The following is a 13,488-nucleotide window of genomic DNA, read 5'->3' as shown; positions in this document are numbered from 1 at the left end:
AATCCCGGCTTCAACCGGAGAGGGATGCATTATGGGCAACCGTGGCCTCGGGGAAACCCTTGGCCAGGAAGTCCTCGGCGAAATGGCAGGCGACCAGGCGAGCGTCGACCGGCCGCGGCAGCGGACGTTCGGCGCGGCACAGGTCGACCGCGTACGGGCAGCGGCTGGAAAAGACGCAGCCCGCGGGCGGATGCAGGGGCGAAGGCAGCTCCCCCTGCAGCACGATGCGCTGCCTGGAGCGCGGCCCGATCCCCGGGGTGGAGGCAAGCAAGGCGTTGGTGTAAGGGTGCAGCGGCTGCGCGAAGATGCGCTGCTTGGGCCCTTGCTCCATCACGTGCCCCAGGTACATCACCAGCACGTCGTGCGCGATATGGCGCACCACGGCCAGGTCATGCGAGATGAAGAGATACGCGAGCTGCAGCTCCTGCTGCAGGTCGGACAGCAGGTTGAGCACCTGCGCCTGGATCGAGACGTCCAGCGCCGACACCGGCTCGTCGGCGACCACCAGCTTGGGCCCCGGCATCAGCGCGCGCGCGATCGCGATGCGCTGGCGCTGGCCGCCGGAGAACATGTGCGGATAGCGGTTCGCGTACTCGGGCCGCAGGCCCACCTGCGCCAGCATCTTGCGCGCGCGCTCGGCGCGTTCGGCCGCCGGCAGGTCGGTGTTGATGGCCAGCGGCGCTTCCAGCACGGCGCTGATCTTCTTGCGCGGGTTCAGCGAGCCGTACGGGTTCTGGAACACCAGCTGCACGGCCTGCCGCAGCCGGCGCTTCTCGCTGGCCGGCGTGTCGACCGCATCGGTGCCATCGAGCTGCAGCGTGCCTTGCGTCGGCTTCTCGATCAGCGCCACCATGCGCGCCAGCGTGGACTTGCCGCAGCCGGACTCGCCGACCACCGCCAGCGTCTTGCCTTCTTCCAGCGTGAACGACACGCCGCCCACGGCCTGCAGCTGCGCCGGCTCCTTGAACATGCCGCGGCGGATCGGGTAGACCTTGCGCAGGTCCTTCGCTTCGACGACCACACGGCTCATGCCAGCACCTCGATGCGCACCGGGACGTCCTGCTCGATGCGTTGCGCGCGCGACGGGTCGCCCAGCGGATAGTGGCAGCGCACCTGGCCGCCCTGCCAGTCGCGCAGCTCGGGCCGCACAGTGCGCGAATGCTCGGTGGCATAGGCGCAGCGCGGCGAGAACAGGCAGCCGGTGGGCCGGTCGAACACGCCCGGCACCACGCCGGGAATGGTCGCCAGGCGATGGCCCGCCTCACCCTGCTCCGGCAGCGCGGACAGCAAGGCCTCGGTGTACGGATGCTGCGGACTGGCGAAGAGCTTGTCGACCGCCTGCTGCTCCATCACCTGGCCGGCGTACATCACCGCGATGCGCTGCGCCATCTCGCTCACCACGCCCATGTTGTGCGTGATCAGCACCAGCGCCATGCCGCGCTCCTTCTGCAGGTTGCGCAGCAGGTCCAGGATCTGGGCCTGGATGGTGACGTCGAGCGCGGTGGTCGGCTCGTCGGCGATCAGCAGGCGCGGGTTGCAGGAGATCGCCATCGCGATCATCACGCGCTGGTTCATGCCGCCCGAGAGCTGGTGCGGGTAGTCGTTCATGCGCGAGGCGGCGGCGGGGATGCCGACCTGCTCGAGCAAGGCGATGGCCTGCCGGTGCGCGCTCTTCTTGTCCAGGGGCGAGTGCAGCAGCAGCGCCTCCACCAGCTGGTAGCCGATGGTGAAGCAGGGATTCAGGCTGGTGGTGGGCTCCTGGAAGATCATCGCCATGTCCTTGCCCACGAGCCGGCGGCGCTCCTTGTCGGAGATGCCCAGCAGGTCGTTGCCGGCAAAGCGCAAGGTCTTGGCGCGCACGCGACCCGGGTAGGCGATGAGGCCCATGAGCGCCATCATGGTGACGCTCTTGCCGGAGCCGGACTCGCCGACGATGCCCAGCACCTCGCCCTGCTCCAGCGTCAGGCTCACGCCTTCCACCGCGTGCATGACGCTGCCCTGCGTCGGGAATTCGACGTGCAGGTCTTCGATCACGAGAAGGGGTTCGCTCATCGCTTCAGCTTCGGGTCCAGGGCGTCACGGAGGCCGTCGCCCAGCAGGTTGAAGGCCAGCACGGCGGCCAGGATCATCAGGCCGGGGAAGGTCACGACCCACCAGGCGCGCAGCACGAATTCGCGGGCATCGGCCAGCATGGTTCCCCACTCGGGCGAGGGCGGCTGCGCGCCCAGGCCCAGGAAGCCCAGCGCCGCCGCGTCGAGGATGGCGGTGGACACGCCCAGCGAGGCCTGCACGATCAGCGGCGCCGCGCAGTTGGGCAGCACCTCGCTGAACATCAGGCGCAAGGTGCCGGCGCCGCTGACGCGCGCGGCCGTCACGTAGTCGCGCGCGACCTCGGCGATCACCGCGGCGCGCGTGATGCGCACGTAATGCGGCAGCACGACGACCGCCACGGCCAGCATCGCGTTCACCAGGCCGGGGCCGAGGATGGCCACGATCACGATCGCCAGCAGCAGGCTGGGCAGCGTGAGGATGATGTCCATCAGCCGCATGATGAAGATCTCGGTCAGGCCACGCGCGAAGCCGGCGACCAGGCCCAGCGCGATGCCGACCGCCACCGACAGCGCGACGACCGCGATGCCGATCGACAGCGACAGGCGCGCGCCGTGGATCAGGCGCGACAGGATGTCGCGGCCGATGGCGTCGGTGCCGAACAGGAACTCCGTGGAGCCGCCCGCCTGCCAGGCCGGCGGCCGCAGGAAGGCGGCGCTGTTGGTCGCGTCGGGCGCATGTGGGGCGATCCACGGCGCGAACACCGCCAGCAGCAGCAGGATGCCGACGATCACCAGGCCGCCGACGGCGCCGTGGTTCTGCGAGAACGACATCCAGAATTCGCGCCACGGCCCCGGAGGCGTGGGCGCGGTCTTCACGATGACGGGAGGGGAAACGACGGCCATTTCAGTGCCCCCCTTGCCGGATGCGGGGATTGATGAAGCCGTAGGCCACGTCGACCAGCAGGTTGACGGTCATCACGATCACGCCCAGCAGCAGCATGCCGCCCTGCAGCACCGGATAGTCGCGCCGGTTGATGGCTTCGATCAGCCACTTGCCGACGCCCGGCCAGGAAAAGATGGTCTCGGTGAGGATGGCGCCGGTGAACAGCACGCCCACCTGCAGGCCGATGACGGTCACCACCGGGATCAGCGCGTTGCGCAGCGCGTGCACGCCGATCACCTTGAAGGGCGGCAGGCCCTTGGCGCGGGCGGTGCGGATGTAGTCCTCCCCCAGCACTTCCAGCATGGCCGAGCGCGTCATGCGCGCGACGACCGCCAGCGGGTTGGTGCCGAGCACGATGGTCGGCAGGATCAGGTGCTTGGCCGCGGAGATGAAGGCGCCCTTGTCGTCGGACATCAGCGCGTCGACCAGCAGGAAGCCGGTGCGCGGCTCGATGAAGTACTTGACGTCCATGCGGCCCGACACCGGCGTCCAGCCCAGCTGCACCGAGAACAGCAGGATCAGCAGCAGGCCCCACCAGAAGATCGGCATCGAGTAGCCGGTGAGCGAAGTGGCCATCACGCCGTGGTCGAACACCGAGTTGCGCTTGACCGCCGCGACGATGCCCGCCGGAATGCCCAGCAGCAGCGCGAACAGGATCGCGCATACGGCGAGCTCGATGGTCGCCGGGAACAGCGCCAGGAACTCGCGCATCACGGGCTCCTGCGTGATGATGGATTTGCCGAGGTCGCCCTTGAGCACCTTGGCGATATAGATGCCGTACTGCACCAGCACCGGGCGGTCCAGGCCGTATTCGTGCAGCAGCTTGGCGTGGCGGGCTGCGTCGATGCCGCGCTCGCCGGCGAGCGTCTCGATCGGGTCGCCGGGGACCAGCCGGATCAGGAAGAACGCCAGCAGCGTCATCCCGAAGAAGGTCGGGATGACCAGCGAGAGGCGGGTCAGGATGAAGCGGAGCATTTAATTATTGTGGTCGCACGAACACGTTTGTCACCCCGGGCTTGACCCGGGGTCCAGGAGCGAACGCAAGGAGCGCGCCAGTGTGAAAGGCATGGATCCCGGGTCAAGCCCGGGATGACATGCCTCGTGTTGGAATCAGGCGGCTATCTTCTTGTCCCGCAGCTCACGCCGCAGGATCTTCCCGACCGGCGTCTTCGGCAGGTCGGTGCGGAACTCGATGACGCGCGGGCGCTTGTAGCCGGTGAGGTTGGCGGCGCAGTATTCGCGCACCTTCTCCTCGGTGAGCGCCGGGTCCTTCTTCACGATCACCAGCTTCACGGCCTCGCCGGTCTTGTCGTCGGGCACGCCCACCACCGCGCATTCGCCCACGCCCGGCAGCAGCATCACGACGTCCTCGACTTCGTTCGGGTACACGTTGAAGCCGGAGACCAGCACCATGTCCTTCTTGCGGTCGACGATCTTGAAGTAGCCGCGCTCGTCCATCACGCCGATGTCGCCGCTCTTGAAGAAGCCGTCGGCCGTCATGACCTTGGCCGTCTCGTCCGGGCGCTGCCAGTAGCCCGCCATCACCTGCGGGCCCTTGATCGCAATCTCGCCGGGCTGGCCAAGGGCGACGTCGTTGCCGTCGTCGTCCACGCACTTCATCTCGGTCGAGGGCAGCGGCACGCCGATGGTGCCGGTGAAGGTCGTGCTGGTCACCGGATTGCAGCTGGCCGAAGGCGAGGTCTCCGACAGGCCGTAGCCCTCGCAGATCGGGCAGCCGGTCTTGTCCAGCCAGAGCTTGGCCACCGCGCCCTGCACGGCCATGCCGCCGCCGACGGAGACCTTGAGGTTGCTCCAGTCGACCTTGTTGAAGTCCGGATGGTTGGCCAGGCCGTTGAACAGCGTGTTCACCGCGGGGAAGCTGTGGAACTTGTGCTTGGCCAGTTCCTTCAGCACCGCCGGCAGGTCGCGCGGGTTCGGGATGAGAATGAGCTTGGCGCCGGTGCGCAGCGACAGCATCATGCCGACCGTGAAGGCGAAGATGTGGTAGAGCGGCAGCGCGCAGACGCCGGTGGACTGCTCGTTCTTCGGCACCTTGTCCATCACCGGCGCGTTCCACGCCTCGGACTGCAGCACGTTGGCGATCACGTTCCGGTGCAGCAGCACCGCGCCCTTGGAGACGCCGGTGGTGCCGCCCGTGTACTGCAGCACCGCCACGTCGTCGGGCTTGATCTCGGGCTTGCGCAGCGTGCCGCGCTGGCCGCGGGCGATCGCTTCCTTGAACTTCACCGCGTTGGGCAGGCTGTAGGCCGGCACCATCTTCTTGACCTTGCGCACCACGTAGTTGACGAGGCCGCCCTTCAGGCCGCCGAGCATGTCGCCCATGGTGGCCAGCACCACGTGCTGCACCGGCGTGTGGGCGATGCACTGCTGCAGCGTGTTGGCGAAGTTCTCGATGATGACGATGGCCTTGGAGCCGGAGTCCTTCAGCTGGTGCTCCAGCTCGCGCGGCGTGTACAGCGGGTTGACGTTCACCACCACGAAGCCGGCGCGCAGGATGGCGGCGACGGCCACCGGGTACTGTGGCACGTTGGGCATCATGATGGCGACGCGGTCGCCCTTCTGCAGGCCCAGGCCCTGCAGGTAGGCGGCGAAGGCGCGGCTGAGCGAATCGGTTTCGCCGAAGCTCACGTCCTTGCCCATGAAGGAATAGGCGGTGCGCGCGGCGAACTTCTGGAAGCTTTCTTCCATCAGCTGCACCAGCGAGGCGTACTGCGAGGCGTCGATGTCCGCCGGCACGCCGGGGGGATAGGCGCTCAGCCAGGGGCGATTGGTCATTCTTGTTTGCTCCGAATCCTTGGGCGCGATTGTCGCCGCCCGAGTATGCGGGTTTCCCCCGGTTTTCCCTAAGGCTCCGAGGGAGAGGCCTCTACTCCACGGCCTTGACCATGTCCTCGACGACCTTCTTGGCGTCGCCGAACACCATCATGGTCTTGTCCATGTAGAACAGCTCGTTGTCCAGGCCGGCGTAGCCCGCGGCCATGGAGCGCTTGTTCACGATCACGGTCTTGGCCTTGTAGGCTTCCAGGATCGGCATGCCGTAGATTGGCGAGCCCTTGGTGAGCGCGGCCGGGTTCACCACGTCGTTCGCGCCCAGGATGATCGCGACGTCGGCCTGCCCGAACTCGCCGTTGATGTCTTCCATCTCGAACACCTGGTCGTAAGGCACTTCGGCCTCGGCCAGCAGCACGTTCATGTGGCCCGGCATGCGGCCGGCCACCGGGTGGATCGCGTACTTCACCGTGATGCCCTTGTGCGTGAGCTTCTCGGCCAGCTCCTTCACCGCGTGCTGCGCGCGCGCCACCGCCAGGCCGTAGCCCGGCACGATGACGACGGTTTCGGCGTTGCCCAGGATGAAGGCCGCGTCGTCGGCGCTGCCGCTCTTGACCGGACGTTGCTCCGTCGTTCCCGCGGCGGCCGTGCCGGCCTCGCCGCCGAAGCCGCCGAGGATCACGTTGAAGAACGAGCGGTTCATCGCCTTGCACATGATGTAGCTCAGGATCGCGCCCGAGCTGCCCACCAGCGAGCCGGCGATGATCAGCATCTGGTTGTTCAGCGAGAAGCCGATGCCCGCCGCCGCCCAGCCCGAATAGCTATTGAGCATGGACACCACCACAGGCATGTCGGCGCCGCCGATGGGGATGATGATCAGCACGCCCATCACGAAGGCCAGCGCCAGCATCGCGTAGAAGGCCGCGTGGCTTTCGTTGTACACGAACACCAGCCCGAGGCCGATCGTCACCAGGCCCAGCACCAGGTTCAGCATGTGCTGGCCGGCAAACACCACCGGGGCGCCCTTGAACAGCCGGAACTTGTAGGTGCCCGAAAGCTTGCCGAAGGCGATGACCGAGCCGCTGAAGGTGATGGCGCCGATGGCCGCGCCGAGGAACAGCTCGAGCCGGTTGCCGCGGGGGATAGGCGCGCTCGGCTGCAATTCCTGCATCAGCGCGGACGGTTCCAGCACGGCGGCGATGGCGATGAACACCGCGGCCAGGCCGATCATGCTGTGGAAGAAAGCCACCAGCTCCGGCATCTTGGTCATCTCGACGGTCTTGGCGCGGTAGGCGCCGTAGCCGCCGCCGACCACCAGGCCCAGCAGCACCCACACCAGGCCGCGGCCGTGGCCTCCGGAGAGTTCGACGATCAGCGCGGCGGTGGTCAGGGCGGCAATGGCCATGCCGACCATGCCGAAGACGTTGCCGCGGATCGACGTGGTGGGATGCGACAGGCCCTTGAGCGCCTGGATGAAGCAGACCGACGCCGCCAGGTACAGCAGCGTGACGAGGTTCATGCTCATTGCTTGACCTCCACCGGCTTCTTGTCCTTCTTCTTGAACATCTCCAGCATCCGCCGCGTGACGAGGAAGCCGCCGAAGATGTTGACCGCCGCCAGCGCGACGGCCAGGATGCCCATCGTCCGGCCGCCCCAGGTCTCGGTCTGCGCGGCGGCCAGCATGGCGCCGACGATGACGATGGCGGAGATGGCGTTGGTCACGGCCATCAGCGGCGTGTGCAGCGCGGGCGTGACGGTCCAGACCACGTGGTAGCCGACGTAGATCGCCAGCACGAAGATGATCAGGTTGATGACGGTGTGGCTGACTTCCATGGTGTTATTTCCTGGTCACTTGTCCATCACGGGTCACGAGGCACGCGGCCACGATGTCGTCTTCCATGTCGATCTTCAGCCCGCCGTCCTTGGGCAGGATGAGCTTGAGGAAGTCCAGCACGTTGCGGGCGTAGAGCGCGGACGCGTCCGCCGCCACCATCGCCGCCAGGTTGGTCTCGCCGACCAGCGTCACGCCGTGCTTGACCACCGTCTTGCCGGCTTCGGTCAGCGGGCAGTTGCCGCCGTTCGGCGCCGCCAGGTCGACGATCACCGAGCCCGGCTTCATCGACTTGACCATGTCCTCGGTCACCAGCACCGGTGCCGGGCGGCCGGGGATCAAGGCGGTGGTGATGACCACGTCGGCCTGCGCCACGCGCTTGGCCACTTCGGCCTTCTGCCGGTCGAGCCAGCTTTGCGGCATGGGCCGCGCGTAGCCGCCCACGCCCTCGGCCGCTTCCTTTTCTTCCTGCGTCTCGTAAGGCACGTCGATGAACTTGGCGCCCAGCGACTCGACCTGCTCCTTCACGGAAGGCCGCACGTCCGAAGCTTCGATCACCGCGCCCAGGCGCTTGGCCGTCGCGATCGCCTGCAAGCCGGCCACGCCGACGCCCAGGATCACCACGCGCGCCGCCTTCACGGTGCCCGCGGCGGTCATCAGCATCGGAAAGAAGCGCTGGTAGGTGTTGGCCGCGATCATCACGGCCTTGTAGCCGGCGATGTTGGCCTGCGAGCTCAGCACGTCCATGCTCTGCGCGCGCGTGGTGCGCGGCGCGGCTTCGAGTGCGAAACCGGTGATGCCGGTGGCGGCCAGGCGCTGCAGCCCGGCGGGGTCGAACACGTTGAGCACGCCGACCAGGGTTGAACCGGGCTTGAATGCCACCAACTCCTGTTCCTGCGGCGGCCGCACTTTCAGCACGAGTTCGCAGCCGAGGGCGCCCGACTGGTCGGTGATCTCGCAGCCGGCGGCCCGGTAGGCCTCGTCGGTGACGCTGGCCGCGAGGCCGGCGCCGGAGGCGACCCGCACGGTGTGGCCCTGCGCCTTGAGTTTCTTGGCCGTCTCGGGCGTGACGGCGACACGGGATTCTCCCGCCGTGGTCTCGGCGGGGACGCCTATCTGCATGGAGGCTCTCCTCTGCGGTTCTTGGTCTGTGGCTATCCTGAACCCAAGCTTACATGAAGAAACCGCTCACTCTGCCGTAACCCAGGCGCACTAGTCTTTCAACCAACCATGTCCTTGCCCTTCCTCATCGCGCTGTCCGCGGCCCTGCACTTCTACATAGGGGCGCGCATCGTTCCCGGCCTGCCGGACGCGGCGGGCTGGCTGCTCGCGGCGTGGCTGGTCCTGTCGACGGTGCTCACGCCGGTGGGCCTGATCGCGCGCCGCTGGCTGCGTCCGCCCCTGGCCGACCGGCTGACCTGGGCCGGGATGCTGGCCATGGGGCTGTTCTCTTCGCTGTTCGTCTTCACGCTGCTGCGCGACCTGCTGTTGCTGCTCGCGTCGCTCGCCGCCAAGGCTGGCCTCGAGGTGCCCGCGGCGTTCGCGCCCGACAGCGCGATCGCCGTCGCCGTGCTGGCCCTGCTGGCCACCGTCCTCGGCCTGGCGAACGCCCGCCGCACCGCGCAGGTCGTGCGCGTCGACGTGAAGCTGGCGCCCCTGCCGGCCGCGCTCGAAGGCTTCCGCATCGTGCAGATCAGCGACATCCACGTCGGCCCGACCATCAAGGGCGGCTACCTCGATGCGATCGTCGACCGCGTCAATGCGCTGGAGGCGGACGTGGTCGCCATCACGGGCGACCTGGTCGATGGCACCGTGGCCGATCTCGCGCAGCACGTGGCGCCGCTGGCCCGCCTGCGCGCGCGCCACGGCACCTACTTCGTCACCGGCAATCACGAGTACTACTCGGGCGTGCACGGCTGGGTGGCCGAGCTGGACCGGCTGGGCGTGCGCGTGCTGCACAACGAGCATGTCGTGCTGCAGCATGCGGGCGAGCAGCTGGTGCTGGCCGGCGTGACCGACGTCGGCGGCCATCACTTCGATCCGGCCCATCGCAGCGATCCGGCCGCGGCGGCCCACGGTGCGCCACCCGATGCGGTGAAGGTGCTGCTTGCGCACCAGCCGCGCAGTGCGGCCGCGGCGGCGCGGGCCGGCTTCGACCTGCAGCTCTCCGGGCATACCCATGGCGGCCAGTTCTTCCCGTGGTCGCTGTTCGTGCCGCTCCAGCAGCCCTTCACGGCCGGGCTGCACCAGCTCGACCGTATGTGGGTCTACGTCAGCCGTGGCACCGGGTATTGGGGCCCGCCGAAGCGGATCGGTGCACCATCTGAAATTTCGGAGATCCGGTTGGCGGTGTCCGTCTGAGTCCTACAGGCCTGTGGCGGATTGTCTGACGCGGCTGAGCTAGACGCCCTGCGGACACTGGACTCATGGCCCGCACCGCATCCCTACCGTATCCCCCTTCCGGCGCTGCCGGCGCCAACGTCGTCTACCTCGGCGCGGCTCTTTGCCGCCGCAAGTTCGAACTGTTCTACCCGGCTGGTTTCGAGGACGAGACCTACCTGGTGGCCGAGCGCTCGCACAAGGAGCGCGCCCACATGGAATGGAACATCGAGCTGAGCCCGGCCGGTTTCCGCAAGCTGCTGGCGCGCGGCGAGTTCCGCGACATCGCCGATGCCGCCGTGCGCATCGAGGCGCGCGCGAACCTGCTGTTCTCCTTCGAGCGCATGGCGCTGCGCGACGCCGTGAAGACGCCCGCCGGCGCCCGGCTGTTCGCCACCGAACTGCATGCTTTCCTCTACGGGCATGGCTCTCCGCAGCGGCGCTTCAACGACTGGCTGGAAGCACTGGCCGACCTCCCGCAGCCGCGCAGCCCGGTGCTGACCTGGCCGGTGGCGACGGTGTTCGGCTTCATCGCGCGGCCGGATCGCCACATGTTCTTCAAGCCGCGCGCGACGCGCAAGGCGGCGCAGCTCTATGGCTACGCGCTCGGCCACCACAGCAAGCCGAGCTGGTCGCAGTACCAGGACCTGCTGACCTTCGCCAGCGTGTTGCGCCGCGACCTGGACCGCAAGCCCGGGTTCAAGGCGAAGGACATGATCGACCTGCAGTCGTTCATGTGGGTGCAGGGGGCGCCGGAGTACGAGACCTGACTCACGCCGTTCCCGTAGGCCGTGGTGAGCGCGCAGCCGAACCGCGGCTGCGCCAGCACCGCCATAACTCCTCCGCCAACGGCAACCCGTTGAACACCGCAGCCGCCCCGAACGCCGCCCACAAGTACCCGCTCGGCCAAGGCTCGTCCTTCAGCCGCAGCCCGAAGTCCGGCATGGATTCATCGAGCAGCGACATCACCTGCCCCCAATGCTGCACAGCCAGCAGCGCCAACGACAGCAGCGGCAGCAACTCCAGGAAGCTGTGGATCATCTGCTCGGTGGGCGTCACCTCGCGCAGCGGCGCGACGAACTGCAGTTCGATCCACACCGTGAGTTCGTGCGCGAGGAAGCAGGCGAACACCAGCAGCAGGATCGCCGCATTCACCTCGAGCAAGGCCACCGCCAGCATCGCCACGCCGATCTCGGCCATCAGCAGCCAGTGGAAGAGGTTCTCCCGGATGCCGCTGGTGGCCTCGATGCGGGTGCGGCGGTGGCAGGCCCAGTCCGCCAGGCCGCAGGCCACCCACACCGGATAAACCACATACATCAGCAGCAGGCGCGGCGCGTCTTCCATGGCGTCACCGCGGCGCCGTGCTCACCACGCCGATCTTCTGCAGGCCCAGCCGCTGCGCGCTCGACAAGGCGGCGGCCACGCTGTCGTACTTGGATTGCGGATGCGGCTGCAAGTGGATCTCCGGTTGCTCGGGCTGCTGCGCAACGTCGCGCAGCTTGGCCTCCAGGGCCGCGCGGTCGGCCAGCACTTCGCCGTTCCACGCATAGCGCCCGGCGGGCTGCACTTCCAATTGCACCACCACCGGCGGCGCCTGGGGCGGCGGCGCGTTCTTGCCGGGCATCTCGACATCCACCGCATGCAGCTGGATCGGGATGGTGATGATCAGCATCACCAGCAGGACCAGCAGCACGTCCACCAGCGGCGTGGTGTTGATGTCGACGATCGGGTCGGGATCGGACTCGGTGCCGGCGCGGATGTGCATGGCGGCTCAGCGCGAAGGCGGCTCGGTCAGGAAGCCGATGCGGGCGATGCCGGCCTGCTGCGCGGCCTCGACCACCTTGCCGATGGAAGCGTAGTCGGCGCGCGCATCGCCGCGGATGTGCAGCTCCGGCTGCGGCTGCATGCCGGCGATCTTGCCGAGCAGCTCGGGCAGGCCGCTGGCATCGGGCAGCTTCGTCTCGAACCAGTAGATGGAACCCTGCGCGTCCACCGTGATGATCACGTTCTCGCGGTTCGGGTCCTTCTGCTGGTTGGTCTCCACCGGCAGGTTGACCGCGATCGAGCTGTTCACCACCGGGATGGTGATCAGGAAGATGATCAGCAGCACCAGCATCACGTCGACCAGCGGCGTGGTGTTGATCGTCGCGATCAGGCCGTCCTCGCCCTCCCCGGTGTCGTAGCGGATCCCCATCAGCGCGTGCCCGCCGCCAGCAGCACCGTGTGCAGGTCGGAGCCGAAGGCGCGTACCGTGTCCATCGCCACCTTGTTGCGGCGCACCAGCCAGTTGTAGCCCAGCACGGCCGGCACCGCGACCGCGAGGCCGATGGCCGTCATGATCAGCGCCTCGCCGACGGGGCCGGCCACCTTGTCGATCGAGGCCGAGCCCGAGGCGCCGATGCGCACCAGCGCGTTGTAGATGCCCCAGACCGTGCCGAACAGGCCGACGAAGGGGGCGGTGGAGCCCACGGTGGCCAGCACCGCGAGGCCTTCCTGCGTGCGGCTGTGCACGGTGCCCACGGCACGCTCGATGCTCTGCGCGATCCAGGTGTTGATGTCCACCTTGCCGATCAGGCCGTCGTGCTTGCGCGCCGCTTCCAGCGCCGACTCGGCGATGAAGCGGTAGGGGCTGCCCGCCTGCAGCTGCTGGGCGCCCTTCTGCACGCTGTCGGCCTTCCAGAAGCTCTGGTTGGCGGCGCGGCCCTGGCCGCCCATGCGCGACTGCGCCAGCAGCTTGGTGATCAGCACGTACCAGCTGGCCAGCGACATGATGGCCAGCACGAGGATGGTGCCCCGCGCGACCGGATCGCCCTGCGCCCAGAGCGCGCCCAGGCCATAGGGGTTGGCCGCCGCCGCCGGCGCCTGGATGGCCGGAAGGGCCGCCTGCGCCGTGGCGGCGAAGCTGGAGGCAAGGAGGGCGAGGGCGAGCAGGAAGCGATGCATGGATTTGGAGGGAGCGCAGGACGCCCGCATTCTGGACTACACGACCATAATCCGCCAATGAGCAATCGTTGGCGACCCAGTGTCACCGTGGCCGCGATCATCGAACGCGATGGCCGCTTCCTCATCATCGAAGAAGAAACCTCCGGCGGCCTGCGCCTCAACACGCCGGCCGGGCACCTGGACCCCGGCGAGTCCTTGCCGCAGGCGTGCGCGCGCGAAGCGCTGGAAGAGACCGCCTGGCACTTCAAGCCGACGGCGCTGGTGGGCGTCTACATGGCGCGCTTCGTGAAGCAGGCCGACGGCGAGGACATCACCTACCTGCGCTTTGCCTTCTGCGGCGAGCTCGGCGAGCAGGAACCCGGGCGGCCGCTGGACGAAGGCATCGTGCGCACCTTGTGGATGACGCTCGATGAGCTGCGGGCCAGCGCGGACCGGCATCGGAGCCCGATGGTGTTGCGGTGCATCGACGACTACCTGGCGGGGATCAGGTTGCCGCTGGACAGCGTGCATACCGACCCGAGCGTCTACAACGTGTCGTGATGGGCGGGATC

At 68.0% G+C, this 13,488-nt stretch carries 15 protein-coding genes; 3 read left to right on the top strand and 12 right to left on the bottom strand.

The window, feature by feature from the left end; translation table 11 throughout:
- Positions 1-10: 10 nt before the first annotated feature.
- From LZ009_RS23210 to LZ009_RS23175, 8 genes are all read right to left on the bottom strand, one after another.
- Positions 11-1,030, bottom strand: a complete 1,020-nt coding sequence (locus LZ009_RS23210; protein ID WP_275700372.1) for a dipeptide ABC transporter ATP-binding protein — start codon at positions 1,028-1,030, stop codon at positions 11-13.
- On the bottom strand, positions 1,027-2,052 hold the full coding sequence (locus tag LZ009_RS23205) for an ABC transporter ATP-binding protein (protein WP_275700371.1): 1,026 nt from the start codon (positions 2,050-2,052) through the stop codon (positions 1,027-1,029). The genes LZ009_RS23210 and LZ009_RS23205 overlap by 4 nt, the downstream gene beginning before the upstream one ends.
- Positions 2,049-2,954, bottom strand: coding sequence for an ABC transporter permease subunit (locus LZ009_RS23200; RefSeq protein ID WP_275700370.1), 906 nt, complete (start codon positions 2,952-2,954; stop codon positions 2,049-2,051). Before LZ009_RS23200 ends, LZ009_RS23205 begins: the two co-directional genes overlap by 4 nt.
- Before the next feature lies 1 nt (position 2,955).
- The gene (locus tag LZ009_RS23195; protein WP_275700369.1) at positions 2,956-3,969 is read right to left on the bottom strand and encodes an ABC transporter permease subunit; all 1,014 of its coding nucleotides are present in this window, start codon (positions 3,967-3,969) and stop codon (positions 2,956-2,958) included.
- 135 nt (positions 3,970-4,104) lie between these two features.
- A complete protein-coding gene (locus LZ009_RS23190) occupies positions 4,105-5,790 on the bottom strand; it encodes a long-chain-fatty-acid--CoA ligase (RefSeq protein ID WP_275700368.1) in 1,686 nt (561 codons plus the stop codon).
- Between the two features lie 91 nt (positions 5,791-5,881).
- Positions 5,882-7,309 (bottom strand): NAD(P)(+) transhydrogenase (Re/Si-specific) subunit beta, encoded by a 1,428-nt coding sequence (locus tag LZ009_RS23185; RefSeq protein ID WP_275700367.1) that lies wholly within the window; start codon positions 7,307-7,309, stop codon positions 5,882-5,884.
- Entirely contained in the window at positions 7,306-7,617 is a 312-nt protein-coding gene (locus LZ009_RS23180) for an NAD(P) transhydrogenase subunit alpha part 2 (protein ID WP_275700366.1), read from the bottom strand. The genes LZ009_RS23185 and LZ009_RS23180 overlap by 4 nt, the downstream gene beginning before the upstream one ends.
- A gap of 4 nt (positions 7,618-7,621) precedes the next feature.
- Positions 7,622-8,737 carry a Re/Si-specific NAD(P)(+) transhydrogenase subunit alpha gene (locus LZ009_RS23175; protein ID WP_275700365.1) on the bottom strand — a complete coding sequence of 372 codons (1,116 nt, stop codon included), beginning with the start codon at positions 8,735-8,737 and terminating at the stop codon, positions 7,622-7,624.
- A 108-nt stretch (positions 8,738-8,845) separates the two neighbouring features.
- Here LZ009_RS23175 and LZ009_RS23170 point away from each other — a divergent pair, with 108 nt between their 5' ends.
- Together LZ009_RS23170 and LZ009_RS23165 are read left to right on the top strand one after the other, a co-directional pair.
- A complete protein-coding gene (locus LZ009_RS23170) occupies positions 8,846-9,976 on the top strand; it encodes a metallophosphoesterase (RefSeq protein ID WP_275700364.1) in 1,131 nt (376 codons plus the stop codon).
- Positions 9,977-10,041: 65 nt separating this feature from the next.
- Positions 10,042-10,764, top strand: a complete 723-nt coding sequence (locus LZ009_RS23165; protein WP_275700363.1) for a hypothetical protein — start codon at positions 10,042-10,044, stop codon at positions 10,762-10,764.
- Position 10,765: 1 nt separating this feature from the next.
- On the opposite strand, the gene LZ009_RS23160 is transcribed toward LZ009_RS23165, so the two are convergent.
- Genes LZ009_RS23160 through LZ009_RS23145 form a run of 4 tightly spaced genes read right to left on the bottom strand, consistent with a single transcriptional unit; the run spans position 10,766 to position 12,937 of the window.
- Entirely contained in the window at positions 10,766-11,338 is a 573-nt protein-coding gene (locus LZ009_RS23160) for a diguanylate cyclase (RefSeq protein ID WP_275700362.1), read from the bottom strand.
- Between the two features lie 4 nt (positions 11,339-11,342).
- Entirely contained in the window at positions 11,343-11,759 is a 417-nt protein-coding gene (locus LZ009_RS23155) for an ExbD/TolR family protein (RefSeq protein WP_275700361.1), read from the bottom strand.
- 6 nt (positions 11,760-11,765) lie between these two features.
- A complete protein-coding gene (locus LZ009_RS23150) occupies positions 11,766-12,188 on the bottom strand; it encodes an ExbD/TolR family protein (protein ID WP_275700360.1) in 423 nt (140 codons plus the stop codon).
- Positions 12,188-12,937: a MotA/TolQ/ExbB proton channel family protein gene (locus LZ009_RS23145; protein ID WP_346730775.1), complete on the bottom strand. Its 750-nt coding sequence runs from the start codon at positions 12,935-12,937 to the stop codon at positions 12,188-12,190. Before LZ009_RS23145 ends, LZ009_RS23150 begins: the two co-directional genes overlap by 1 nt.
- A gap of 57 nt (positions 12,938-12,994) precedes the next feature.
- Between LZ009_RS23145 and LZ009_RS23140 the strand changes: the two genes are divergently transcribed.
- Positions 12,995-13,477, top strand: coding sequence for an NUDIX hydrolase (locus LZ009_RS23140; RefSeq protein WP_275700358.1), 483 nt, complete (start codon positions 12,995-12,997; stop codon positions 13,475-13,477).
- Positions 13,478-13,488 lie beyond the last annotated feature (11 nt).

This window comes from Ramlibacter paludis, from assembly GCF_022012305.1.
GTDB lineage: Bacteria > Pseudomonadota > Gammaproteobacteria > Burkholderiales > Burkholderiaceae_C > Ramlibacter > Ramlibacter paludis.
The sequence above is the reverse complement of the archived record's forward strand: the minus strand, read 5'-3'. Positions and strand labels throughout refer to the sequence as shown.

Bases quoted from the DNA above. Each gene is read 5' to 3' on its own strand.
- LZ009_RS23210 (WP_275700372.1), bottom strand. From the start codon at position 1,030: ATGAGCCGTGTGGTCGTCGAAGCGAAGGACCTGCGCAAGGTCTACCCG.
- LZ009_RS23205 (WP_275700371.1), bottom strand. From the start codon at position 2,052: ATGAGCGAACCCCTTCTCGTGATCGAAGACCTGCACGTCGAATTCCCG.
- LZ009_RS23200 (WP_275700370.1), bottom strand. From the start codon at position 2,954: ATGGCCGTCGTTTCCCCTCCCGTCATCGTGAAGACCGCGCCCACGCCT.
- LZ009_RS23195 (WP_275700369.1), bottom strand. From the start codon at position 3,969: ATGCTCCGCTTCATCCTGACCCGCCTCTCGCTGGTCATCCCGACCTTC.
- LZ009_RS23190 (WP_275700368.1), bottom strand. From the start codon at position 5,790: ATGACCAATCGCCCCTGGCTGAGCGCCTATCCCCCCGGCGTGCCGGCG.
- LZ009_RS23185 (WP_275700367.1), bottom strand. From the start codon at position 7,309: ATGAGCATGAACCTCGTCACGCTGCTGTACCTGGCGGCGTCGGTCTGC.
- LZ009_RS23180 (WP_275700366.1), bottom strand. From the start codon at position 7,617: ATGGAAGTCAGCCACACCGTCATCAACCTGATCATCTTCGTGCTGGCG.
- LZ009_RS23175 (WP_275700365.1), bottom strand. From the start codon at position 8,737: ATGCAGATAGGCGTCCCCGCCGAGACCACGGCGGGAGAATCCCGTGTC.
- LZ009_RS23170 (WP_275700364.1), top strand. From the start codon at position 8,846: ATGTCCTTGCCCTTCCTCATCGCGCTGTCCGCGGCCCTGCACTTCTAC.
- LZ009_RS23165 (WP_275700363.1), top strand. From the start codon at position 10,042: ATGGCCCGCACCGCATCCCTACCGTATCCCCCTTCCGGCGCTGCCGGC.
- LZ009_RS23160 (WP_275700362.1), bottom strand. From the start codon at position 11,338: ATGGAAGACGCGCCGCGCCTGCTGCTGATGTATGTGGTTTATCCGGTG.
- LZ009_RS23155 (WP_275700361.1), bottom strand. From the start codon at position 11,759: ATGCACATCCGCGCCGGCACCGAGTCCGATCCCGACCCGATCGTCGAC.
- LZ009_RS23150 (WP_275700360.1), bottom strand. From the start codon at position 12,188: ATGGGGATCCGCTACGACACCGGGGAGGGCGAGGACGGCCTGATCGCG.
- LZ009_RS23145 (WP_346730775.1), bottom strand. From the start codon at position 12,937: ATGCATCGCTTCCTGCTCGCCCTCGCCCTCCTTGCCTCCAGCTTCGCC.
- LZ009_RS23140 (WP_275700358.1), top strand. From the start codon at position 12,995: ATGAGCAATCGTTGGCGACCCAGTGTCACCGTGGCCGCGATCATCGAA.